This is a genomic window from Mycobacterium sp. HUMS_12744610, assembly GCF_041206865.1.
Taxonomy (GTDB): domain Bacteria; phylum Actinomycetota; class Actinomycetes; order Mycobacteriales; family Mycobacteriaceae; genus Mycobacterium; species Mycobacterium servetii.
This window is the reverse complement of sequence record NZ_JBGEDP010000001.1, coordinates 1,776,091-1,797,689: the sequence shown is the minus strand read 5'-3', so window position 1 is coordinate 1,797,689 and position 21,599 is coordinate 1,776,091. Positions and strand designations below refer to the sequence as shown.

The 21,599-nt window shown below is 69.7% G+C and carries 20 protein-coding genes and 1 pseudogene; 12 read left to right on the top strand and 9 right to left on the bottom strand.

What is annotated here, in order from left to right:
* Window positions 1–4: 4 nt before the first annotated feature.
* Genes AB8998_RS08965 through AB8998_RS08950 form a run of 4 tightly spaced genes read right to left on the bottom strand, consistent with a single transcriptional unit; the run spans window position 5 to window position 3,890 of the window.
* Window positions 5–844 (bottom strand): carbohydrate ABC transporter permease, encoded by an 840-nt coding sequence (locus tag AB8998_RS08965; protein WP_369737562.1) that lies wholly within the window; start codon window positions 842–844, stop codon window positions 5–7.
* Window positions 834–1,865, bottom strand: a complete 1,032-nt coding sequence (locus AB8998_RS08960; protein ID WP_369737561.1) for a carbohydrate ABC transporter permease — start codon at window positions 1,863–1,865, stop codon at window positions 834–836. Before AB8998_RS08960 ends, AB8998_RS08965 begins: the two co-directional genes overlap by 11 nt.
* Window positions 1,866–1,912: 47 nt before the next feature.
* Window positions 1,913–3,334, bottom strand: coding sequence for an extracellular solute-binding protein (locus tag AB8998_RS08955; RefSeq protein ID WP_369737560.1), 1,422 nt, complete (start codon window positions 3,332–3,334; stop codon window positions 1,913–1,915).
* 28 nt (window positions 3,335–3,362) lie between these two features.
* Entirely contained in the window at window positions 3,363–3,890 is a 528-nt protein-coding gene (locus AB8998_RS08950; protein ID WP_369737559.1) for a YflT domain-containing protein, read from the bottom strand.
* 171 nt (window positions 3,891–4,061) lie between these two features.
* On the opposite strand from AB8998_RS08950, the gene AB8998_RS08945 reads away from it, so the two are divergent.
* The 5 genes from AB8998_RS08945 to AB8998_RS08925 all read left to right on the top strand — a co-directional run bounded on the left by AB8998_RS08945 (window position 4,062) and on the right by AB8998_RS08925 (window position 8,997).
* Complete coding sequence (locus AB8998_RS08945) at window positions 4,062–4,604, top strand: DUF4190 domain-containing protein (RefSeq protein ID WP_369737558.1); 543 nt, start codon at window positions 4,062–4,064, stop codon at window positions 4,602–4,604.
* A gap of 53 nt (window positions 4,605–4,657) precedes the next feature.
* Window positions 4,658–5,962: a magnesium transporter MgtE N-terminal domain-containing protein gene (locus tag AB8998_RS08940; RefSeq protein ID WP_369737557.1), complete on the top strand. Its 1,305-nt coding sequence runs from the start codon at window positions 4,658–4,660 to the stop codon at window positions 5,960–5,962.
* Window positions 5,959–6,453, top strand: a complete 495-nt coding sequence (locus AB8998_RS08935; RefSeq protein ID WP_369737556.1) for a DUF1003 domain-containing protein — start codon at window positions 5,959–5,961, stop codon at window positions 6,451–6,453. The genes AB8998_RS08940 and AB8998_RS08935 overlap by 4 nt, the downstream gene beginning before the upstream one ends.
* Window positions 6,454–6,600: 147 nt before the next feature.
* Window positions 6,601–7,812 carry a lytic transglycosylase domain-containing protein gene (locus AB8998_RS08930; RefSeq protein ID WP_369737555.1) on the top strand — a complete coding sequence of 404 codons (1,212 nt, stop codon included), beginning with the start codon at window positions 6,601–6,603 and terminating at the stop codon, window positions 7,810–7,812.
* A 39-nt stretch (window positions 7,813–7,851) separates the two neighbouring features.
* A complete protein-coding gene (locus AB8998_RS08925; RefSeq protein WP_369737554.1) occupies window positions 7,852–8,997 on the top strand; it encodes an Mrp/NBP35 family ATP-binding protein in 1,146 nt (381 codons plus the stop codon).
* Between the two features lie 22 nt (window positions 8,998–9,019).
* On the opposite strand, the gene tatB is transcribed toward AB8998_RS08925, so the two are convergent.
* From tatB to sigE, 4 genes are all read right to left on the bottom strand, one after another.
* Window positions 9,020–9,412, bottom strand: coding sequence for a Sec-independent protein translocase protein TatB (gene tatB, locus AB8998_RS08920; protein ID WP_369737553.1), 393 nt, complete (start codon window positions 9,410–9,412; stop codon window positions 9,020–9,022).
* Window positions 9,413–10,921: a serine protease HtrA gene (gene htrA / locus AB8998_RS08915; RefSeq protein ID WP_369737552.1), complete on the bottom strand. Its 1,509-nt coding sequence runs from the start codon at window positions 10,919–10,921 to the stop codon at window positions 9,413–9,415. It abuts the gene before it with no gap.
* A gap of 152 nt (window positions 10,922–11,073) precedes the next feature.
* Window positions 11,074–11,466 (bottom strand): anti-sigma E factor RseA, encoded by a 393-nt coding sequence (rseA, locus tag AB8998_RS08910; RefSeq protein WP_369737551.1) that lies wholly within the window; start codon window positions 11,464–11,466, stop codon window positions 11,074–11,076.
* Window positions 11,467–11,655: 189 nt separating this feature from the next.
* On the bottom strand, window positions 11,656–12,417 hold the full coding sequence (gene sigE, locus AB8998_RS08905) for an RNA polymerase sigma factor SigE (protein WP_369737550.1): 762 nt from the start codon (window positions 12,415–12,417) through the stop codon (window positions 11,656–11,658).
* Window positions 12,418–12,619: 202 nt separating this feature from the next.
* Here sigE and AB8998_RS08900 point away from each other — a divergent pair, with 202 nt between their 5' ends.
* The 6 genes and pseudogenes from AB8998_RS08900 (at window position 12,620) to AB8998_RS08875 (ending at window position 18,966) form a co-directional block, all read left to right on the top strand.
* Window positions 12,620–13,294, top strand: coding sequence for an O-methyltransferase (locus AB8998_RS08900; protein WP_369737549.1), 675 nt, complete (start codon window positions 12,620–12,622; stop codon window positions 13,292–13,294).
* Between the two features lie 113 nt (window positions 13,295–13,407).
* Window positions 13,408–14,046 carry a TetR/AcrR family transcriptional regulator gene (locus tag AB8998_RS08895; RefSeq protein ID WP_369737547.1) on the top strand — a complete coding sequence of 213 codons (639 nt, stop codon included), beginning with the start codon at window positions 13,408–13,410 and terminating at the stop codon, window positions 14,044–14,046.
* Window positions 14,036–14,944 carry an ABC transporter ATP-binding protein gene (locus AB8998_RS08890; RefSeq protein ID WP_369737546.1) on the top strand — a complete coding sequence of 303 codons (909 nt, stop codon included), beginning with the start codon at window positions 14,036–14,038 and terminating at the stop codon, window positions 14,942–14,944. Before AB8998_RS08895 ends, AB8998_RS08890 begins: the two co-directional genes overlap by 11 nt.
* Window positions 14,944–16,587 (top strand): ABC transporter permease, encoded by a 1,644-nt coding sequence (locus tag AB8998_RS08885; RefSeq protein WP_369737545.1) that lies wholly within the window; start codon window positions 14,944–14,946, stop codon window positions 16,585–16,587. The genes AB8998_RS08890 and AB8998_RS08885 overlap by 1 nt, the downstream gene beginning before the upstream one ends.
* A gap of 7 nt (window positions 16,588–16,594) precedes the next feature.
* The gene (locus AB8998_RS08880; RefSeq protein WP_369737543.1) at window positions 16,595–17,269 is read left to right on the top strand and encodes a methyltransferase family protein; all 675 of its coding nucleotides are present in this window, start codon (window positions 16,595–16,597) and stop codon (window positions 17,267–17,269) included.
* A gap of 29 nt (window positions 17,270–17,298) precedes the next feature.
* A pseudogene (locus AB8998_RS08875) lies at window positions 17,299–18,966 on the top strand (CocE/NonD family hydrolase).
* Between the two features lie 47 nt (window positions 18,967–19,013).
* Here the strand turns inward: AB8998_RS08875 and glgC are convergent.
* Entirely contained in the window at window positions 19,014–20,228 is a 1,215-nt protein-coding gene (glgC, locus tag AB8998_RS08870; protein ID WP_369737542.1) for a glucose-1-phosphate adenylyltransferase, read from the bottom strand.
* Window positions 20,229–20,420: 192 nt separating this feature from the next.
* Between glgC and glgA the strand changes: the two genes are divergently transcribed.
* Window positions 20,421–21,596, top strand: a complete 1,176-nt coding sequence (glgA, locus tag AB8998_RS08865) for a glycogen synthase (protein WP_369737541.1) — start codon at window positions 20,421–20,423, stop codon at window positions 21,594–21,596.
* The last annotated feature ends 3 nt before the right edge of the window (window positions 21,597–21,599 follow it).

The window sequence follows — 21,599 nt, the reverse complement described above, 5'->3', positions numbered from 1 at the left end:
CACGTCATCCCTTCACGGCGCCAGAGGTCAAACCGGCGACAATTCGCCTCTGGAAGATTAAAACAAAGACGACGACGGGGACGGTGATCACGATGGCACCGGCTGCGATCGAACCGGTTGGCTCCTCGAATTGCGAACTGCCCGAGAAGTTCACGATCGCCACGGGCGCGGTGATCGCGGCCTTGGTCGCGGTCAGCGACAGCGCCAGCAGCAGGTCGTTCCAAGCGAAGATGAACACCAGGATCGCCGCCGTCACCACCCCGGGCGCCGCCAGCGGGACGATCACCTTCCGGAACGCCTGCGCCGGCGTCGCGCCGTCCATCTCGGCGGCCTTCTCCAGGTCCCACGGGATCTCCCGGAAGAACGCGGACAGGGTGTAGATGGCAAGCGGCAGCGCGAACGTGGTGTACGGCAGGATCAACCCCGGCCAGGTGTCGAACAGTCCGGTGAAGCGCTCGATGTTGAACAACGGAGTGACCAGCGAGATCGCCGGGAACATCGTGATCAGCAGGGTGGCGCCGACGAGCAGGCGCTTGCCCGGAAAGTCCAGCCGGGCAATCGCGTAGGCCGCCATCGCGCCCAACAACACCGCGATCAGTGTGGTGATCAGGCCGACGCCGACCGAATTGACCAGCGCCGAGGAGAAGAAGTCGCCCCGGAAGATGCCGCGGTAGTTGTCCAGAGTCGGCGATGACGGAATCAGCTTGCCGTCCTTGACCGTTGACGTCGGCTTGAGCGACAGGCTCAAGATCCACAGGACAGGAAGCAGCGCGTACACCACCACCACGGTGTCGATGACGGCCCACGCCGCGGTGCGCCGCCGGTCTCCGGGTTCAGCCGGCATGGACGTCACCACCGGGTGCCGCGACGCCGAACACCTTGATGAAGACCAGCGCGATGACGCCCACGCAGCAGAAGATCAGCACGCTGATCGCCGACCCCAGCCCGACGTTGAAACCCTTGAACAGGTTGTCGTAGCCCAGGATCGACACGGATTCGGTGCCGTTGGCGCCCTCGGTCAGCACGTAGATGTTGTCGAAGATGCGGAAGGCGTCCAGCGTCCGGAACAACAGGGCGACCACCACGGCGGGCTTGATGATCGGCAGGATGACGCGGGTCAGCCGCCGCCAGGCGCCCGCCCCGTCGACCTGCGCGGCCTTCAGCAGGTCCTCGGGGACCAGCGCCAACCCGGCCAGCAGCAGCAGCGACATGAACGGCGTGGTCTTCCACACCTCGGCGAGGACGACGATGCCCAGCGACGGGATCTGCTCGGTCAGCGGAGCCGCGTCGTGCGGCAACAGGCCGGCCAAATAGCCGGTGCCCGGCGTCCAGGCGTAGTACCAGCTGTAGGAAGCGGCGACGGTGACGATCCCGTACGGGATGAGCACCGCGGTGCGCACCAGGTCCCTGCCGACGAGGGTGCGGTGCATCACCAGCGCCAGCGCCAGGCCGAGGGCGAACTCGATCGACACCGAAACCACCGTGATCGCCAGCGTCACCGTCAACGCGGTCCACCAGTACCGGTCGGTCAGGATGGTCTGGTAGTTGCCCAGGCCGACGAACGCGGTGTCCTCCGGGGTGGTCAGGCTGTTCCGTTGCAGGCTCAGCCATACCGCGTAGCAGATTGGGTAGGCCGTCACGGCCAGCATGAGCGTCGCCGCGGGCGCCACCAGCGCGAACGCCAGTCGCCGCTCGTCCCGGGGGGTCAAGTGGCGCCGCCGCTTCTCCTCATCACTGCGCTCTGCATCGTCGCGGCGGGTCATATGGGGCCGCTCCTCCTCATCACTGCGCTCTGCATCGTCGCGGCGGGTCATATGGCGCCGCTCCTCCTCATCACTGCGCTCTGCATCGTCGCGGCGCGTCATATGGCGCCGCTCCTCCTCATCACTGCGCTCTGCATCGTCGCGGCGCGTCACGGCAGCAGCCCCTCCCCGTGGATGGCCTTTCGCACCTGCCGGGTGAGTTCGTCGGCCGTGCGCTCGGGGTCGATGTCGGTGATCGGGCTCAGCGTGGCCGCGAGCCGGATCGCCACCGCCTGGTAGTCCGGCGTCGCCGGCCGCACCGCGGCGTCGGTGAGCTGCTGGCGGATGATGGCGTACATCGGGTACTTGGCCTGGAACTGCGGGTCGGAGTACAGCGAGACGCGCACCGGGGGCAGGCCCCCTTCGATCGAGACGTACTTCTGGCTCTGCATGCTGCGCAGGCAGCGCACGGCCTCGAAGGCCTCGGCGCGGTGGCGGGTGGTGCTGGCCACCGCCAGGTTCGCCCCGATGGTCACCCTGGCCGGCCGGCCGGGCGCCACACCGGGGTACGGCGCGAACCCGAAGACCTTCGTGCTGGCGTCGTAGGCGATGCGGAATTGCTCGTCGTCGGGGACGAAGGCGCCGAACTGGTTGATGGCGCCGGCCAACGCGGGGTCCTCGTTGAGCGGCAGGAAGCTCACCCCGCCCTTCACCGCGTTCTCCAACATGGAGGCCAGCACATAGGGCCAGTTGATCTCCAGTGCGGCCCTGCCCTGTTCGAGCGCCAGCCGGGCGGTGCCCTCGTCGCTGCGGGTGATCGACGGGTCGGCTCCCGGGGCGGTGGCCACCGACTTGAGGATGCGCAGCGCGCTGACCGTGGCGGCCCGGTGCGCGGGCGTGTCGGTCAGGGTGACGTGGTGGCCGTCCTCGGAGAGGACCCGGCCGCCGCCGCTGACCAGCAGCGTGTTGAACCACACCACCAGACCCTCGTTCTGGTTGGCCTGCACGGCGATCCAGCTGGGCCGGCCCGCGGCCCGCAACGCGGCGGCCTCGGCAATCATCGCGTTCCAGTCGTGGGGCGGTTGCTTCACCAGATCCGCGCGATACCAGAGCAGTTCCGTGTTGGTGACGACCGGTGCCCCGTACAGCCGGCCCTTCCAGCGGGCGGTCTCAAGTGGTCCCGGCAGGGTATCGGAGGTGGCGTCGGACTCGGCCAGCCCGGCGGGGTCGTCGGACAACGGCAGCGCCCAGCCCGCCTCGGCGAACTCCGCGGTCCACACCACGTCCATCGCCATCACGTCCAGTGTGCGGTCGTGCCCGGTCAGCCGTCGGGCCAGCTGCAGGCGCTGCTCGCCGGGGGCCCGGGGCAGACTGATCTGCCGGATGGCGAACCTGCCGCCCGCCCGCTGGGTGCAGTCGTGGGCGACCGCGGTGAACGTCGCCGCGTCTCCGGCCGGCGTGTACAGGCTGATCACCAGCCCGTGGGCGCCGGAACCGCAGGCCGACCCGGAGGCTGCCACGCTCGTTGTCGCCAACAGGAGCGCACCCAGCCGGCGGACGCGACCGTGGCGCCGGCGGCGACTCACCCTCATCGGCTCTCGCGCGTTCCTGCGTGCGGGCTCAGATCGCCAGGCGCGCCAACAGGTCCCGCGCCTTCTCCGCGTTCTGTGGGTCGCAGAGCACGTCGTAGCGGCCGGCCACCAGTTGCATCGTGGAGCTGAAATCGCGCGTCCCGCGCGCCATCGCGTACGGAACCGCGGACGTGATCAGCCCGAAGAAGACGCCCGCGACCAGGCCGGTGACCAGCGCCGCCCACGGATTGGGGCTGAAGAAGCCCAGCACCAGCCCGATGAACAACCCGAGCCAGGCCCCGCTGAGCACGCCACCACCGAGCACCTTCGGCCAGGTCAGCCGCCCGGTGACCCGCTCGACCTGCATGAGGTCGACCCCGACGATGGTCATCTGCTGGACGGGGAAGTCCTGTTCGGAGAGATAGTCGACAGCGCGCTGCGCCTCGGCGTAGGTGGGATAGGACCCGACGGGCCAGCCCTTCGGCGGGGTCGGCAAACCGGGCACACCACGGCGGCCGGCCGGAGCGCCGGTGGGTGTGCCGCCGGGAACTTGTCCAGGCTGGAATGGACTAGTCATTTGTGCTCATTCTCCTCCGCCTCGGCCTTTCTCGCTTCCACGTCTCATCTTCGGCCCTCCCACCCTATGACGCGACCCCTCGGCGACCTGCGAATACTCGAGCCCCCGGCCCGGACGTCCCGCGCGTTCGCGGGCCGCGGTGGCCACCCGCCGATGGGCTAGGTTGAACCCATGACGGCTCCCGGCGGCGGCTTCGGCGAGAGTGCCCACGACGACGCCGATGCGTCCCGGCCCGGCGGGGCCTTCGCGGAGCCGACCCGGCAGGGCCCCTGGGAGCCACCGGGATCCGACTATCCACCGCCCGGCTATCCCGCGCCCTATCCCGCTCCGATACCGCCGCCGGCACCCATGCCCGGATACGGGCAGCCGGCACCGCCCTACCCCCCGGTGCCACCACCGCCCGGCTACGGGCCCGCTCCGTACCCGGGGGCCTATCCGCCGCTGCCGAACTACCGGGGCGGCTACGGGACGTTCGACGCCGCCCGTCCCGGCACGAACGGGCTCGCGGTCGCCTCGCTGGTCTCGTCGCTCACCGGTTTTCTCTGCTGTTTCATCGGCCCGATCGTGGGCATCGTGCTGGGCGTGGTCGCGCTGAGCCAGATCAGGCAGACCCGCCAGGGCGGCCAGGGTATGGCCGTGGCCGGCGTCGTGATCGGCATCGGCACGCTGCTGGTCGGCGTGGCCGTCGCCGTCCTCAACACGCTTGCGCGTTAGCGTCGACGACTGCGCTCCGTCCTCCGGCCACCGGCTGCCTAGGCTCTACGTCTATGGGATCGGTCAACAGGGTGTACGTCGCGCGGCTCGCGCGGATGCTGGTGCTGGGCCCACTCGGCGAAAACTTCGGACGCATCCGCGACGTCGTGGTCAGCATCAGCATCGTCCGCCAGCAACCGCGCGTCCTGGGGCTGGTGGTGGACTTGGCCACCCGCCGCAGCATCTTCATCCCGATCTTGCGGGTCACCGCCATCGAGCCCGGCGCGGTCACGCTCAACACCGGCAACGTGTCGCTGCGCCACTTCGAGAAACGGCCGGGTGAGGTGCTGGCCATCGGCCAGGTGCTCGACACCCCGGTCAAAGTCAGCGACCCCGCACTGCCCGAGCTGGCCGGGCTCGAGGTCGTGATCACCGACCTCGGCATCGAACAAACCCGAACCCGGGACTGGGTCGTGAGCAGGGTCGCTGTCCGCGGCCAGCGACGGATGGGGCGACGCGGCCCCGTGCACGTGGTCGACTGGCAGTACGTGCAGGGCCTGACCCCGTCGGCATTGGCGATGCCCGGGCAGGGGGTCGCCCAGCTGCTCGAACAGTTCGAGGGGCGCAGGGCGGTCGACGTCGCCGACGCCATCCGCGGGCTGCCACCCAAGCGGCGCTACGAGGTGCTCAGGGCGCTCGACAACGATCGGCTCGCCGACATCCTGCAGGAGTTGCCCGAGTCGGATCAGGCCGACGTGCTGTCCCAACTGGGCACCGACCGCTCCGCCGAGGTGCTCGAAGAGATGGATCCCGACGACGCCGCCGACCTGCTCGGGGCCCTGAGCCCAACCGACGCCGAGATGTTGCTGACGCGCATGGACCCCGGGGAGTCCGGCCAGGTGCGCCGGCTGCTGACGCATTCACCGGACACCGCGGGCGGCTTGATGACGTCGGACCCGGTGGTGCTGACCCCGCACACCTCGGTCGCCGAGGCGCTGGCCCGGGTCCGCGATCCCGACCTCACCCCGGCCCTGTCGTCGATGGTGTTCGTGGCCCGCCCGCCCACGGCCACCCCCACCGGCCGCTACCTGGGCTGTGTGGCGCTGCAGCGGCTCCTGCGCGAACCCCCGGCCGAGCTGGTCGGCGGCATCGTGGACAGCGACCTGCTCACGCTGGCGCCGGAAACCCCGCTGGTCGCCGTGACCCGCTACCTGGCCGCCTACAACCTGGTCTGCGGGCCGGTGGTCGACGACCAGAACCACCTGTTGGGCGCCGTCACCGTGGACGACCTGCTCGACCACCTGCTGCCCCACGACTGGCGCGTGGACATGCAGCGACTGGACGCGGCCCTGCTCGAAGGGTTGGGGGGTTCCGCGTGAGCAGAACCCCGGCACCCCGCGGGCTGTACACCCCGCGCACCTCCCGGCGCTACTCACCCCGGGTGGACCCCGAGACCGTCGGGCAGCTCACCGAGTCGATCGCGCGGTTCTTCGGCACCGGCCGCTACCTGCTGATCCAGACGATCGTGGTGATCGCCTGGATCGCCGTGAACCTGTTCGCGGCGGCGGTGCGCTGGGACCCGTACCCGTTCATCCTGCTCAACCTGGCCTTCTCCACGCAGGCCGCCTACGCGGCGCCGCTGATCCTGCTGGCCCAGAACCGTCAGGAGAACCGCGACCGGGTCGCGCTGGAGGAGGACCGCCGCCGCGCCGCGCAGACCAAGGCCGACACCGAGTTCCTGGCCCGCGAGCTGGCCGCGTTGCGCATCGCCATCGGCGAGGTCGTCACTCGCGAGTACCTGCGTGACGAGCTGGACGAGCTGCGAGCGAAACTCGACGCGCTGGCGCCGGTGTCGAGGGACGCCGACTAGCCGACGCGGGCCGCAGCTCTAAGAATTCGGGCTGAGAGCAGAACTGACCATTGCGCCACTCTCGTCACATGAGTTATGTATGGTGATCTGGTTCACGAAGCTAATAAGAACTGGTTACAGCCAGGTCACATTGCTTAGGACGGTCGAGTGCGCATTGGGGGACGCTGGGGTCGCCAGAGTCGAAGCCCGGCCGCGGCTGCGGTCGGTCAGCGTACGCGCCGGTTGACACGGACCCCGGCCTTCGGTGTCGCCGTCATCGCCCCGTTGATACTCGCGGGGGCGGTCGGCGGCGAGGCTCCGCCGCTGCAGGCCCCGCCCCCGCCGAAAGGCACCGCCATCACCCCGGTGGCCGCGGTCTCACCCTCCGTCCCCGGGAATTCCGGGCCGGCCGTCGTCGCCGCCGACCGTGAGCCGACCGCCTTCCACATCGCCCAGGGCGCGCTGGCGGCGCCACCCCCGAAGGCCGTGAACGCCCCGGGCGCGCTGGGCATCCCGACGATGGCGCTGTCGGCCTACCGCAACGCCGAACAGAAGATGGCGGTCTCCGACCCGAATTGCGGCATCAGCTGGAACCTGCTGGCCGGGATCGGGCGCATCGAGTCCGGGCACGCCGGCGGCGGCGCCGTCGATGCGCGCGGCACCGCAGTCACCCCGATCTACGGCCCCGCGCTGGACGGCACCCTGCCCGGCAACGAGGTCATCATCGAGAGCAACGTCGGCAACCGGGTGACGTACGCCCGCGCGATGGGCCCGATGCAGTTCCTGCCCGGCACGTGGGCACGCTACGCCGCCGACGGGGACGGCGACGGCGTGGCCGACCCGCAGAACCTGTTCGACTCGACCCTGGCCGCGGCGCGGTACCTGTGCAGCGGGGGCCTCAACCTGCGCGACCCGTCGCAGGTGATGGCCTCGATCCTGCGCTACAACAACTCGTCGGCCTACGCCCAGAACGTGCTGGGCTGGGCGTCGGCGTACGCGACCGGTGTGGTCCCGGTCGACCTGCCTCCGATGACCGGGCCGCCGCCGCCGCTCGGCGACGCCTTCCTCGAGCACCCGGAAGGCCTCGGGCCCAGCCTGCCGATGAACATCAACGGCCTGCCGATGGACCACCCGCAGGCGCGCACCCCGCTGATCGACCTGAGCGGTTCCCAGCCCGCCGGCCAGCAACCGATGTTCCCATGGATGGCGCCGACGCCGTCGCAACTGCAGACCCAGATGCCCGGCTGCACGGTAATCTGCGTCACCCCGCAGGCCCCCCCGTGGCCGGCCCCGCCGCCGTGGATGGCACCCCCGCCGCCTCCGCCCCCGTGGATGGCGCCGCCCCCCAACCCGGCGCCGGCGCCCGCACCCGGCGGCTGACACCCGGCCGCCCGGCCCCGCCGCATACACTCGGCGGTGATGTCACCTCATAACACCGACGAGCTCACCGCAGCCATCCGCACGGCGCTGGGCAAGGTGATCGACCCCGAACTGCGGCGTCCCATCACCGAACTGGGGATGGTCAAGAGCATCGACATCGAACCCGACGGGGATGTGCACGTCGGGATCTACCTGACCATCGCCGGCTGCCCGAAGAAGAGCGAGATCACCGAGCGCGTCACCAGCGCGGTCGCCGACGTCCCCGGCACCGGCGCGGTGCGGGTCAGCCTGGACGTCATGAACGACGAGCAGCGCACCGAACTGCGCAAGCAACTGCGCGGCGATGCGCGCGAGCCCGTCATCCCGTTCGCCCAGCCGAGCTCCCTGACCCGCGTCTACGCGGTCGCGTCCGGCAAGGGCGGGGTGGGAAAGTCCACCGTGACGGTCAACCTGGCCGCGGCGATGGCCGCCCGCGGGTTGTCGGTCGGCGTGCTCGACGCCGACATCCACGGCCATTCCATCCCGCGGATGATGGGCACCACCGACCGGCCCACCCAGGTCGAGTCGATGATCCTGCCGCCCATTGCGCACGACGTGAAGGTCATCTCGATCGCCCAGTTCGTCGAGGGAAACACGCCGGTGGTGTGGCGCGGGCCGATGCTGCACCGGGCGCTGCAGCAGTTCCTGGCCGACGTGTACTGGGGCGACCTGGACGTGCTGCTGCTCGACCTGCCGCCCGGCACCGGCGACATCGCCATCTCGGTGGCGCAGCTCATCCCCAACGCAGAAATCCTGGTGGTGACCACCCCGCAGCTGGCCGCGGCCGAGGTCGCCGAACGAGCCGGCAGCATCGCCCTGCAGACCCGCCAGCGCGTCGTGGGGGTCGTGGAGAACATGTCGGGGCTGATCCTGCCGGACGGGTCGACGGTGCAGGTGTTCGGCGAGGGCGGCGGCCAGCAGGTCGCCGAGCGGTTGTCCCGCGCGGTCGGTGCCGACGTGCCGCTGCTGGGCAAGATCCCGCTGGACCCCGCGCTGGTGGCCGCCGGGGACGCGGGCACCCCGATCGTGCTGAGCGCGCCCGACTCGCCGGTGAGCGCGCAACTGCGTGGCGTCGCCGACGTCCTGTCCTCGCGGCGGCGCGGCCTGGCGGGTGTTTCGCTGGGGCTGGACCCGACCCGGCGATAGTCCCTTCGCGCGACCAGACGGCTCAGGTGGCGTCGGCGTCGAACGGCGCGGGGCCGTCGTGCTGCTCGGCCGCACGGCCCGCCGCCGGCGGCGGTGACCCGTTGATCGGCCTGACCGGCCCGTCGAAGTTGCCGGTGAAGAGGGAGTCGTCGCCGTCGAAGAGGTGCTTGGTCAACGCCGCGCGCGGTGACATGCCCCGCAGCTTCTGCAGCTCGCTGATCGGGCCGCGCAGGTCGTCGAACTCGGGACCGATATCCTCGCGCAGCTGGCTGGTCACACCGGAAAGGTAGTCACGTGCCTGCCGCAGCGCGGTCGCGCTCCAGCGGATGGCTCCCGGAAGCCGCTCCGGGCCGAGGACCACCAGCCCGACCACCACGAGGACGAGCATCTCCCCCCAGCCGACGTTGGCGAACATCTAGCTGGTATCGGGTTCGGGCTTGACCGTCAGCGTGACGTGCCGGCCGTCGCGCACCACCTCCACCGGCGCGTCCTGGCCGATGGTCAGCTGCCGCACGGCGACCACGAACTCGTCGGAGTCGGCCACGGTGCGGTTGCCGATCTTGACGATGACGTCGTTTTCCAGGATCCCCGCCTTCTGCGCCGGGCTGCCCGCCTTCACGTTGGCGACCTGGGCGCCGGACGCGATCGCGTTGCTCACCGACCGGGTGCTGATACCCAGCGTCGGGTGCACGATCTTTCCGTCTTTGATCAGGGTTTCGGCGACCTGCCTGGCCTCGTTGATCGGGATGGCGAAGCCCAACCCGCTGGCGCTGTCCGACAACGACTTCCCGGCGGTGTTGATGCCGATCACCTGCGAATCCATGTTGATCAGCGGGCCGCCGGAGTTGCCGTGGTTGATCGAGGCGTCCGTCTGGATGGCGTCGATGACGGTGTCGGTGTCCGAGCCCTCCCCCGACAGCGGGACGGGGCGGTGCAGCGCGCTGACGATGCCTTGGGTCACGGTGCTGCGCAGCCCCAGCGGGGCACCGGCGGCGAGCACCTCGTCGCCGACGCGCACCTTGGCGGAGTCGCCGAGGCGCGCCACCGTCAGGTTGTCGACGTTGTCGACCTTGAGGACGGCCAGGTCGGTCTTGGGATCGCGCCCCACGAGGTTGGCGGGCACTTCCTTGCCGTCGTTGAACACTACGGTGGTCTTGAACTGGCTGGGGTTGTTGGCCGCCTCGGAGATGACGTGGTTGTTGGTCAGGATGTAGCCGCGGCCGTCGATGATGACTCCGGAGCCCTGCAGCCCCTCCTGGTCGCTCTTGGACTCGATGGTCACCACCGAGTCGGCGGTCGCAGCCGCCACCTTGGCGAACCGGCCGGCCGGTCCCTGCGGGTTGTTGTCGGTGGCCAGAGTGACCCGCGAGGTGGTGAACGCCTCGACGACCTCCGCCGTCTTGCGACCGATCACCCCGCCGATCACGCCGATCAGCAGCGCGATCATCGCCAGGACGGCCAGCGCGCGGTAGGACACCCGGCCGCCGAACAGGACGTCGCGCACGCCCAACTTGCCGCGGTAGCCCGGCACGGTCTGCGGGGGGGCCGGGGCCACCGCCGGGGTTCCCAGCGCGGCCCCGGCACCGGGGTCGCGCCACGGGTCGTCGGGGTCGTCCGGCCCGGCGCCGTTGCGTTCGCCGTCCAGCGCGCCGGCATCGATCGGGTGCCGTTGCAGCGATTCGGTAATCCCCACCGGGCGGCTGAACGCCTCCTGCAGCACGGGGTCGGCCGGTTGGTCGTCAGGCCTGAATTCGCCTTGTTCGCGGTACTTCGCCGGTCGCACGCGCTCAGCCACGAATGACCCCTGCAGCCCGGCGGGACGACTGAACGCCTGCCGCGAAGCGGGATCGACCGGTGGCCGGGAGATGGGGCGCGGCGCCAGACGCGGGGCGCTGTCCTTGCCGCTGTCTTGGTCGGAGGTCACATTATCCTCTTTGAATCCTCTTCTGAGCACTGGAGACAGCCCATTTAGGGGCGATAGCGGGACCGGCGTGGTCCGTGTCAATCCCTAGTATCCATGCTCCCCGGGCGTTCGGGGTGAGCGCCCACGGCGGGCCACCGGTCGGCAGGGGCAAGTCACCGGCGCTTGCGCTCGTCGCGCGCATCGCGGTCGGCGAAAGGCTCCGATGGCGGCGATGCCTCGTCGGGCGAACAACGCGCGATGTCGGACAGCATGCCCAGCAAGGTGCTGGGGATCCGGATCGGGTGGGATTCGCGCAGCGCCGCACGCGCCCGGCTCTGATCGTCGACTTCGGCCGCGCACTGCGCGCACAACGACAGGTGGTGCGCCGCGCGCAGGTGCGCGTTCATCCGCAACTCGCCGTCGACGAAGGCCACGATCGCCTCGGCGGACAGGTGCTCGGTGGAACCGAACTGGCGGGGCGCACCGACTGGTGCGTCGCTCTGGGAGGCGAACTGGGCGGGTAACCAGGAGAACGCGCGGCGGAACACATGTCCCCGGTCGGCCATGCCAGCTCCCTTCGTCGCGCGACGCCTCGAATCCAACACCTCGAATGTAGCGCGACGTAGCGCCCGTGAGCCCGCCCGAGGACCCCAAAACCGCTGGTTTGTCGGCCCGGTTTCGCGATCGGGCCGCGATCCGGCTGGGACGAGCCGGTGCATCGACTCGGGATCGGCCGCCGGGCGAACCCCGCCGGCCTACGCCGACGTGACGGCGCCGGCGCGACTGCCCTGGTCCGGGTGCGCGGCCAGGTAGTCGCGCAACGCCTGACGTCCGCGGTGGATGCGACTGCGTACGGTGCCCAGTTTGACGCCCAGGGTGGCGCCGATTTCCTCGTAGGACAGACCTTCGATGTCACACAGCACCACGGCGGCACGAAACTCCGGCGGCAACGAATCCAGGGCCGCCTGCAGGTCCGGGCCCAGCCGCGCGTCGTGGTAGATCTGCTCGGGGCTGGGATCGTCGGCGGGTACCCGGTCGTAGTCCTCGGGCAGCGCCTCCATCCGGATGCGGGCACGGCGCCGCACCATGTCGAGGAACAGGTTCGTGGTGATGCGGTGCAGCCAGCCCTCGAACGTGCCGGGCTGGTAATTCTGCACCGAGCGAAAGACCCGGATGAACGTCTCCTGGGTCAGGTCCTCGGCATCCTGCTGATTTCCGGAAAGTCGGTAAGCCAGGCGGTAGACCCGGTCGGCGTGCTGGCGGACCAGCTCGTCCCAGGACGGCATCGTCGACTTGTCACCGGTCGCGTCGAATACCGCGGTGCCTTGCAACTCCTCGGACGTCTCCACCCATTTGTCGTCGGGAAGCTCCTGGGGGTGCGACATGCTGGCCGGGCTCAAAAGCGTGGTGATGATCGAATCCTCCGAGTTCGGTCTGCCAGTGATTGGCATTTCGTCACTGGCGGCAACAGGAAGCTGCCATTCTGTATTCCCGGTCCATCGCCCTCCGCGTTCCATACGGATACCGTCGCGTACCGGGGTGTGTGCGATATATGAGCAATCTGAGCTGAAGCTGAGAAACCATATCGTTACCTGCGCTGCGCAGGAGATATCCGCCGCGCGGCAACCTTAAACCTCCCCGTCCCGGCGGGCGTGTCGCCGCGGTCCGGTTCAGGCGCGCCTGAGCGACGGCGCCGCGGATTCGACATACGCTGCGGGCATGGACGGCACCGGTAGCAGCTCCGTCACCCCCGACCAGCCGGCCCCCGGCCGGGCCGAATCGCTGTTCGCGCACGCCGAGGGTTCGATCTCGGAGGACGCGATCCTGGCCGCGGCCCGCGAGCGCGCCGTCGACATCGGCGCGGGGGCGGTCACCCCCGCGGTCGGCGCGGTGTTGAGCCTGCTGGCAAAGCTCAGCGGCGGCAAGGCCGTCGCCGAGGTCGGCACCGGCGCGGGCGTGAGCGGACTCTGGCTGCTCTCGGGGATGGGCGAGGACGGCGTGCTGACCACCATCGACATCGAGCCCGAGCATCTGCGACTGGCCAAGCAGGCGTTTTCCGAGGCCGGGGTGGGGCCGTCGCGCACCCGCCTGATCAGTGGCCGAGCCCAGGAAGTCCTCACCCGGCTCGCCGACGAGTCCTATGACCTGGTGTTCATCGACGCCGATCCGCTCGACCAGCCCGACTACGTGGTCGAGGGGGTACGACTGCTGCGCTCCGGCGGCGTCATCGTCGTGCACCGGGCGGCCCTGGGCGGGCGGGCCGGCGATCCCTCCGCGCGCGACCCCGAGGTGATGGCGGTCCGCGAGGCGGCGCGGCTCATCGCCGAGGACGAGCGGCTCACCCCGGCGCTGGTCCCGCTGGGCGACGGCCTGCTTGCCGCCGTCCGCGACTGAACTCCTCGCGAGCAGACGCGAAAGCCTCCGACACGCCGAGCGTGCGGGGGCTTTCGCATCCGCTCTGCATGTTTGCTTGACGCCGGGCTGAACGCTCGTTTAGTCTCCTGAACATGCGTTCAGCTGACCTGACCGCCGCCGCCCGGATTCGCGACGCGGCCATAGCGCAGTTCGGCGAGCACGGCTTCGGCGTCGGGGTCCGGGCGATCGCCGAGACGGCCGGCGTGAGCGCCGCGTTGGTCATCCACCACTTCGGCTCCAAGGACGGACTGCGCAAAGCGTGCGACGACTACCTCGCCGAAGAGATCCGCAGCGGCAAGCTGGAGGCGATGCGGTCCCCCGATCCGGCCTCGTGGTTCGCGCAGATGGCCGAGATCGAGTCCTACGCGCCGTTGATGGCCTACCTGGTCCGCAGCATGCAGGACGGCGGAGAACTGGCAAAGACACTGTGGCGCAAGATGATCGACAACGCCGAGACCTACCTGGACGAGGGCGTGCGGTCGGGAGCGCTCAAACCGAGCCGCGATCCCCGGGCCAGGGCGAAATACCTGTCGATCACCGGGGGCGGCGGATTCATGTTGTATCTGCACATGCACGACACCCCAACGGATCTGCGTGCCGTGCTACGCGACTACGCCCACGACATGATGCTGCCCGCGCTGGAGATCTACACCGAGGGACTGATGGCCGATCGCACCATGTACGACGCATTCCTGTCCGCAGCTGAAGAAGGAGAATCCCATGCCGGTTGAGCAGGCTGCGCCCATCGAAATCCGTGGGCTGACAAAACACTTCGGCGCGGTGCGGGCGCTGGACGGCCTGGATCTCACGGTGCGGGCCGGCGAGGTGCACGGCTTTCTCGGACCCAACGGCGCCGGCAAGTCCACCACCATCCGCATCCTGCTGGGCCTGGTGAAGTCCGACGGCGGCAGCGTGCGGTTGCTGGGCGGTGACCCGTGGACCGAAGCCGTCGCCTTGCACCGCCGGATCGCCTATGTGCCCGGCGATGTCACGTTGTGGCCCTCGCTGACGGGCGGCGAGACCATCGACCTGCTGGCCCGGATGCGCGGTGGCATCGACGGGAAGCGCCGCGCGGAGCTGATCGAGCGGTTCGACCTCGACCCCCACAAGAAGGCCCGCACCTACTCCAAGGGCAACCGCCAGAAGGTGTCCCTGATCTCGGCCTTCTCCTCGCACGCCGAGCTGTTGCTGCTGGACGAGCCCAGTAGCGGCCTGGACCCGTTGATGGAGAACGTGTTTCAGCAGTGCGTCGGCGAAGCCCGCGACCGTGGGGTGACGGTCCTACTGTCCAGCCACATCCTGGCCGAAACGGAAGCACTGTGCGAACGCGTCACGATCATCCGGGCCGGCAGAACCGTCGAGAGCGGGTCCCTGGCCGCCCTGCGGCATCTCAGCCGCACCTCGATCAGGGCTGAAATGACGGGCGATCCCGGCGACCTGACCCGAATCCGGGGAGTCGAGGACGTCATCGTCGAGGGCAACACGGTGCGCGCCCAGGTCGACAGCGAAAGCCTCGGCGAACTCATCCGGGCGCTCGGCCACGCCGGCGTGCGCAGCCTGGTCAGCCAGCCGCCGACGCTCGAGGAACTCTTCCTGCGCCACTACAACACCGCGGAGGTTTCGGCGTGATGGGCACCGCCACCGTGGACCGGCCGCACCCCGCAACGCACCGGGCACCGCAACACTTTTCGAAATTCGCCGGCACGCTGGGGATGCTGCGGCTCTATGTGCGCCGCGACCGGGTCTCCCTGCCCCTGTGGGTGCTGCTGTTGTCCGTGCCGTTGGCCACGGTCTACATCGGCAGCATCGAGAAGGTCTACCCCACCCAGGCCGCCCGCGCCGCACTCGCGGCCTCCATCATGGCCAGCCCGGCCCAGCGGGGGCTCTACGGGCAGGTCTACAACGACAGCCTCGGCGCGGTCGGCATCTGGAAGGCGGGGATGTTCCACGTGCTGATCGGGGTGGCCGTCATCCTCACGGTGATCCGGCACACCCGCGCCGACGAGGAGACGGGCCGCACCGAGTTGGTCGACTCGACCGCGGTGGGCCGCTACGCCAGCCTGAGCGCGGCGCTGCTGCTGTCGTTCGGGGCATCCGTGGCCACCGGCGCGATCGGTGCGGCCGGACTGCTCACCACCGCCGTGCCGTCCGGCGGGTCGCTCGCCTTCGGGGCGGCGCTGGCCGGCTCCGGCGTGGTGTTCACCGCTGTGGCCGCGGTGGCCGCGCAGCTGTCGTCGAGCGCGCGGTTCGCGCGCGGGGCCGCGTTCGCCGTGCTGGCGGGCGCGTTCACGTTGCGCGCCATCGGCGATGCCGGTGACGGCGCACTGTCGTGGCTGTCGCCGCTGGGCTGGTCGCTAAAGGTCAGGCCGTATGCGGGCGATCACTGGTGGGTGTTGGCGGTGGACCTGACGGCGGCGACGGTGCTCACCGCGGTGGCGTATCGGCTGCTCGCCGCGCGCGACGTCGGCGCCGGACTGCTGGATGAACGCGCCGGTCCCGGGGCCGCGGCACCGGGGTTGGGCAACGCCTTCGGGCTGGCATGGCGGCTGGACCGCGGCTCGCTGTTGTTGTGGACGGCCGGGCTGTGCCTCTACGGCCTGGTGATGGGCAGCGTGGTGCACGGCGTCGGCGACGAACTGGGCGGCAGCCAGCTGGCGCACGACATGGTGGTGCGCATGGGCGGCACCGCCGCGCTCGAGGAGGCGTTCATCGCGGTGGCGTTCACCATGATGGGGATGGTGGCCGCCGCTTTCGCCATCTCGCTGACCTTGCGTTTGCACCAGGAGGAATCCTGCCAACGAGCGGAAACGACGCTGGCGGGTGCGGTATCGCGAACCGGCTGGCTGACAAGCCATCTGGTGGCCGCATTGGCCGGATCCGCGGCGGCGATGCTGACCAGCGGTGCGGTGGGCGGATTCGTCTACGGCGTCGCCGCCGGCGACGTCGGCGGCAAGCTGGCGGTGGTGAGTGGAACCGCCCTCGCGCAGTTGCCGGCGGTGTGGTTGCTCGCCGCCGTGACGGTCGGATTGTTCGGTCTCACGCCCCGTTTCGCACCAGCGGCGTGGGGCGTGCTGGTCGCCTTCGTCGCCGTCTACCTGATGGGTTCACTGGCCGGGTTCCCGCAGTGGTTGCTCGATCTGGAGCCTTTCGCCCACATCCCGCGCGTCGGCGGCGACTTCACCGCCGTGCCGCTGCTGTGGTTGCTGGCCATCGATGGTGCCCTGATCATGTTTGGTGTCATGGCTTTTCGACGCCGCGATCTGCGTTGCTAGGGGCCTGGTGAAGACCGCCGTTCGGCTGGCCGTGTCCTCGGTCTTCGGACTCGCCACATTCGGTCTGGCCCTCTTCGTACCTGCCGGCACGCTGCACTATTGGCAGGCCTGGGTTTTCATCGCCACGTTCACGACGACATCGATCGTCCCCACGATCTATCTGGCGCGGACGAACCTCGCGGCTCTGCGGCGACGCATGCATGCCGGGCCAAGGGCGGAGACCCGGACGATCCAAAAGATCATCATGACCGGCTTCTCCGTCGATCTCTTCGCGATGATGGCGCTCAGCGCATTCGATCATCGGATGGGCTGGTCGACGGTGCCCGTGTGGCTCTGCCTGCTCGGTGATCTCCTGGTAGCTGCCGGGCTGAGTATCGCCATGCTGGTGGTCGTCCAGAACGGCTATGCCGCCGCCACGGTCACGGTGGAGGCGCGTCAGACACTGGTCACCGGCGGTCTCTATGGGTTGGTGCGGCATCCGATGTATGCCGGAGACGTGGTGATGATGGTCGGCGTGCCGCTGGCCCTCGGTTCCTACTGGGGTCTTGTCTTCGTCATCCCCGGCGTCGTCATGCTCGTCTTTCGCATCCTCGACGAGGAGAAGGTGCTCATCGCGGAGTTGCCGGGCTACCGCGAATACACCCGGGACGTGCGCTACCGGTTGCTGCCGCACCTGTGGTGACACCTGGCCGCACGCCTTAAGGTAGCGGCGTGACCCGAAACGCGGCGCCTGCCCTGGACCGGCCGTGGCGACGGCCCGGCGCCCTGCGGTACGCCCTGAGCCGGATCCGCGGCATCGTCAAACCGCCCGTCACCGTCACCGACCCCCGGCCGGCGTCGTCGTCGACCACGACGTGGGGGCGCCGACCCGCGATGGAAACACGTTGCTTGTCAATGTAATTCGTAAGTCCGACGGTCCGCCTCGGCCAGTGGTGCTCAGCATCCACCCCTACGGCAAGGACACCCTGCCGGCGCGGCGGGGCAAGAGGTGGACGTTCTCGGCGCAATACCGCATGCTGCGTCAGCCGCGGCCGGTGAGGTTCTCGGCGCTCACCGGCTGGGAGGCGCCCGACCCGGCGTGGTGGACCGCGCGCGGGTTCACGGTCGTGAACGCCGACTCACGCGGGTGCGACCATTCCGGCGGAGCCGGAAAGCTGTTGTCGCACCAGTAATCCGAGGACAGTAACGACCTCGTGCAGTGGATCGCCGGCCAGCCCTGGTGCGACGGCCGGGTGGTCATGCTCGGGGTCTCCTACCTGGCCATGAGCCAGTACGCCGTCGCGCCCGTGCGGCCGCCGGCGCTGCGGACGATCTGCCCGTGGGAGGGCCTGACCGACGCGTACCGCGATCTGACCTTTCCGGGCGGCGTCTGCGAACGCGGGTTCGCCCGTCTGTGGGGGCGCATCGTCGCCTGGACGACGCGGCAGGCCTACGACCTCGCGCAGATGCAGGACGAGCACCCGCTGCGCGACGACTTCTGGCGCTCGTTGGTGCCCGACCTGTCGGCGATCGAGGTGCCCATGCTGGTGTGCGGCAGCTTCTCCGACGACAACCTGCACAGCCGCGGTTCCATCCGGGCCTTCACGCAGTGCGGCTCCGCCCCCGCCCGCCTCTACACCCACCGCGGCGGCAAGTGGGCGACCTTCTACGCCTCGGCCGCGCGCGACGAACAGCTGCAGTTCTTCCGCGGCGTGCTGGACGGCGCGGCGGGGTCGCGCAGCGTGCGCCTCGAGGTGCGCGAGGATCGCGACACCGTCGCCGCGGTGCGCGAAGAGGCGGAATGGCCGCTAGCCGGAACCCGTTGGCGGCCGCTGTATCTGAGCGGCCCGGGAATGCTCTCCCCGGACCCGCCACCGGAGTCCAGTCGCTTTGCGTTCCGAAGCCGTTCTCGCACAGCATCTTTCAATTGGACAGCATCCGAGGATGTCGAGCTAACCGGTCCCATGGCCGCACGGTTGTGGATCTCACTGGACGGCTGCGACGGCGCGAACCTGTTAGTCGGCGTGGAGAAGTGGCGCGGCGGGCGGTATGTGGGATTCGAGGGGTCCTACGGCTATGGCCGGGACCGGGTGGCAGCGGGTGGCACTGCGCGCGCCGGACCCCGAGCTCTCGCGGCCGTGGGAGCCCGCGCCGGCATGCATCGGCCCGGTGTCCGCCGGCGAGGTCGTGGCGGTCGACGTCGCGCTGGGCCCCTTGGCGACGCTGTTCCGCGCCGGCAAGCAGCTGCGGCTGGTGGTCGCCGGGCGCCGGCTGTGTCCGCGCAACCCGCTCACCGGCCAGTTCCCGGCGGCCTACGCCGGCTCGCCGCGCGGCCGGGTCGGTCACCTTGCACTGGGGGCCGGTTACGACGCCCATCTGCTCGTCCCGGAGCTCCCCTAAGCCCCGTGACCAGTCCCCCGCAAGCGGGAGGTTGTGTCTGCTCGGAGCTAAATCCAGACGCCCTTGCCCACCGCGACGACGCCACCGGCGCTGATCGCGAAACGCTCCCGGTCCCGCTCCAGGTCCACCCCGACCATCTCGCCGGGCCCTACCACGACGTTCTTGTCCAGGATTGCGTGCCGCACCACCGCGCCGCGGCCCACCCGGGCGCCCGGCATGATCACGCTGCCCTCCACGATCGCGCCGTCATCGACCACGACGTTGGACGACAGCACCGAGTTGCGCACCGAGGACGCCGAGATGATGCTGCCCGCCCCCACCACCGACTCCTGCGCCGAGCCGCCGTTGACGAACTTGGCCGGCGCCAGGTTCTCCGACTCGCCGCGGATCGGCCAGCGCTTGTTGTAGAGGTTGAACACCGGATGAACCGACACCAGGTCCATGTGCGCGTCGTAGAACGCGTCCAGCGTCCCGACGTCGCGCCAGTAGGCCCGGTCGCGATCGGTGGCGCCGGGGACCTCGTTGTTGTTGAAGTCGTAGACCGCGGCCATCCCGTCGTTGACCAACCGCGGGATGATGTCGCCGCCCATGTCGTGGTCGGAGTGGTCGTCGTCGGCGTCAGCGCGGATCGCGTCGATGAGCACCTTGGTGGTGAAGATGTAGTTGCCCATCGACACGAACGTCGACTCCGGGTCGTCCGGGGTTCCCGGCGGGTCCAGTGGCTTCTCCACGAAATCGCGGATGCGACCGGAGTCGTCGGCGTCGATGCACCCGAACGCGGAGGCCTCGCTGCGCGGGACGCGGATTCCGGCCACCGTCGCGCCGGCCCCGCTGTCTATGTGGAACCGGACCATCTGCTCGGGATCCATCCGGTACACGTGGTCGGCACCGAAAACCACGATGTAGTCGGGGTCTTCGTCGTAGATCAGGTTGAGCGACTGGTAGATCGCGTCAGCCGAGCCGGTGTACCAGCGCGGGCCGAGGCGCTGCTGCGCCGGCACCGGGGTGATGTACTCACCGGCCAGGCCGGACAACCGCCAGTTCTGCGAAATGTGACGATCGAGTGAATGCGACTTGTATTGCGTGAGAACACAGATCCGCAGAAACCGGGCATTCACCAGGTTGGACAGCACGAAATCGATCAGCCGGTAGGCGCCGCCGAAGGGAACCGCGGGCTTAGCACGGTCCGCGGTGAGCGGGTACAGGCGCTTGCCCTCACCGCCGGCCAGGACGATGCCCAGCACGTGTGGCGCTTCCCTCATGGCACAAACCTATCGGCCGTTGCGAACCGCTGCCAGGGGGTCCTCGCTTTTGCCGTTCTGACGTTCTGTCCGTCAAGGTATTTGGCTCGCCCGGCCGCGCCGCGGCCCACCGGCCGCCACCCACCGGCTGCCGCCCCGGTGCTACCGCATCCCGACTCGCGGACCCCCCGGCCGCCGCACTACGGTGCCGATATGCGGGTGGCGATGATGACGCGGGAGTACCCACCGGAGGTCTACGGCGGGGCCGGGGTGCACGTCACCGAGTTGGTCGCCCAGCTGCGCCGGCTCTGCGAGGTCGACGTGCACTGCATGGGCGCGCCCCGCCCGGGAGTCCCGGGGGTGCAGGCCCACCAGCCCGATCCGCGGCTGCAGGACGCCAACGCGGCACTGTCGACCTTGTCGTCGGACCTGGTCATGGTCAACGCCGCGTCGGCGGCCACCGTCGTGCATTCGCATACCTGGTACACCGGCCTGGCCGGGCACCTGACCGCTTTGCTCTACGGCATCCCCCATGTGCTGACCGCGCATTCCCTCGAGCCGCTGCGGCCGTGGAAGGCCGAACAGCTCGGCGGCGGCTATCGGGTGTCGACGTGGGTCGAGCACACCGCGGTGCTGGCGGCCGACGCGGTTATCGCGGTCAGCTCCGGCATGCGCGAGGACGTCCTACGGGTGTATCCCGCGCTGGACCCTGCCAAGGTGCACGTAATCCGCAACGGCGTCGACGCCGAAGTCTGGTATCCCGCCGGACCCGCGGACCCCGGCGGCTCGTTGCTGGCCGAACTCGGGGTGGACCGGAACAGGCCGATCGTGGCCTTCGTCGGCAGGATCACCCGGCAGAAGGGCGTCGCCCACCTGGTGGCCGCCGCGCACCATTTCAGCCCCGGGGTGCAGCTGGTTTTGTGCGCCGGCGCTCCCGACACCCCGGAGCTGGCCGAGGAGGTGCGCAACTCGGTGGCGCAACTGGCCCGCGCCCGCTCCGGCGTGTTCTGGGTCCGGGAGATGCTGCCCACGAGCGATCTACGCGAAATACTTTCGGCGGCAACTGTTTTCGTATGCCCTTCGGTCTATGAGCCGCTGGGCATCGTCAATCTGGAGGCGATGGCCTGCGGGACCGCGGTGGTGGCCTCCGACGTCGGCGGGATACCCGAGGTGGTCGCCGATGGTGTCACCGGGTCATTGGTACATTACGATCCCGACGACGCCTGCGGGTACCAGGCCGGATTGGCCGAAGCGGTCAACGAGCTGATCGCCGACCCGGGAAAAGCCGAGCGCTACGGCCGGGCGGGGCGGCAGCGCTGCATCGAAGAATTTTCCTGGGCGCACGCCGCGGATCAGACGCTGGACGTCTACCGGAAGGTGTGTGCTTAGCAC

Coding starts and splice junctions, on each gene's coding strand:
- AB8998_RS08965 (WP_369737562.1), bottom strand. CDS start 844: ATGCCGGCTGAACCCGGAGACCGGCGGCGCACCGCGGCGTGGGCCGTC.
- AB8998_RS08960 (WP_369737561.1), bottom strand. CDS start 1,865: ATGACGCGCCGCGACGATGCAGAGCGCAGTGATGAGGAGGAGCGGCGC.
- AB8998_RS08955 (WP_369737560.1), bottom strand. CDS start 3,334: ATGAGGGTGAGTCGCCGCCGGCGCCACGGTCGCGTCCGCCGGCTGGGT.
- AB8998_RS08950 (WP_369737559.1), bottom strand. CDS start 3,890: ATGACTAGTCCATTCCAGCCTGGACAAGTTCCCGGCGGCACACCCACC.
- AB8998_RS08945 (WP_369737558.1), top strand. CDS start 4,062: ATGACGGCTCCCGGCGGCGGCTTCGGCGAGAGTGCCCACGACGACGCC.
- AB8998_RS08940 (WP_369737557.1), top strand. CDS start 4,658: ATGGGATCGGTCAACAGGGTGTACGTCGCGCGGCTCGCGCGGATGCTG.
- AB8998_RS08925 (WP_369737554.1), top strand. CDS start 7,852: ATGTCACCTCATAACACCGACGAGCTCACCGCAGCCATCCGCACGGCG.
- tatB (WP_369737553.1), bottom strand. CDS start 9,412: ATGTTCGCCAACGTCGGCTGGGGGGAGATGCTCGTCCTCGTGGTGGTC.
- rseA (WP_369737551.1), bottom strand. CDS start 11,466: ATGGCCGACCGGGGACATGTGTTCCGCCGCGCGTTCTCCTGGTTACCC.
- sigE (WP_369737550.1), bottom strand. CDS start 12,417: ATGGAACGCGGAGGGCGATGGACCGGGAATACAGAATGGCAGCTTCCT.
- AB8998_RS08900 (WP_369737549.1), top strand. CDS start 12,620: ATGGACGGCACCGGTAGCAGCTCCGTCACCCCCGACCAGCCGGCCCCC.
- AB8998_RS08895 (WP_369737547.1), top strand. CDS start 13,408: ATGCGTTCAGCTGACCTGACCGCCGCCGCCCGGATTCGCGACGCGGCC.
- AB8998_RS08890 (WP_369737546.1), top strand. CDS start 14,036: ATGCCGGTTGAGCAGGCTGCGCCCATCGAAATCCGTGGGCTGACAAAA.
- AB8998_RS08885 (WP_369737545.1), top strand. CDS start 14,944: ATGGGCACCGCCACCGTGGACCGGCCGCACCCCGCAACGCACCGGGCA.
- glgC (WP_369737542.1), bottom strand. CDS start 20,228: ATGAGGGAAGCGCCACACGTGCTGGGCATCGTCCTGGCCGGCGGTGAG.
- glgA (WP_369737541.1), top strand. CDS start 20,421: ATGCGGGTGGCGATGATGACGCGGGAGTACCCACCGGAGGTCTACGGC.